Genomic DNA, 409 nt, shown 5'->3' on the forward strand with positions numbered 1-409 from the left:
AGAGGTAAGCTGCAGATAAAACAAAACCCAGCAAAAGCTGGGTTCTATTAATGATGGTGCGGTCGGAGAGACTTGAACTCTCACACCTTACGGCGCCAGAACCTAAATCTGGTGCGTCTACCAATTCCGCCACGACCGCAGCAAACTTTTATAGTTAAGAAGACATTGGTTATCTTAGTAACGTTGTCATGTCGATGACTCAACATGTTTAAATAGTGGCAGGTCTACCTGGATTCGAACCAGGGAATGCCGGCATCAAAAGCCGGTGCCTTACCGCTTGGCGATAGACCTACAGCAATAACTTCTACGAAGTTATTTAAACAATGGTGCGGTCGGAGAGACTTGAACTCTCACACCTTACGGCGCCAGAACCTAAATCTGGTGCGTCTACCAATTCCGCCACGACCGC

3 tRNA genes are annotated in these 409 nt (G+C 47.7%); all 3 read right to left on the reverse strand.

What is annotated here, in order from left to right:
• Nucleotides 1-54: 54 nt before the first annotated feature.
• A tRNA-Leu gene (locus RH88_RS01505) sits at nucleotides 55-139 on the reverse strand.
• 77 nt (nucleotides 140-216) lie between these two features.
• Nucleotides 217-291, reverse strand: a tRNA-Gln gene (locus RH88_RS01510).
• Between the two features lie 33 nt (nucleotides 292-324).
• A tRNA-Leu gene (locus RH88_RS01515) sits at nucleotides 325-409 on the reverse strand.

This window comes from Vibrio scophthalmi LMG 19158 (genome assembly GCF_000222585.1).
In the GTDB taxonomy this organism is placed as follows: Bacteria; Pseudomonadota; Gammaproteobacteria; order Enterobacterales; family Vibrionaceae; genus Vibrio; species Vibrio scophthalmi.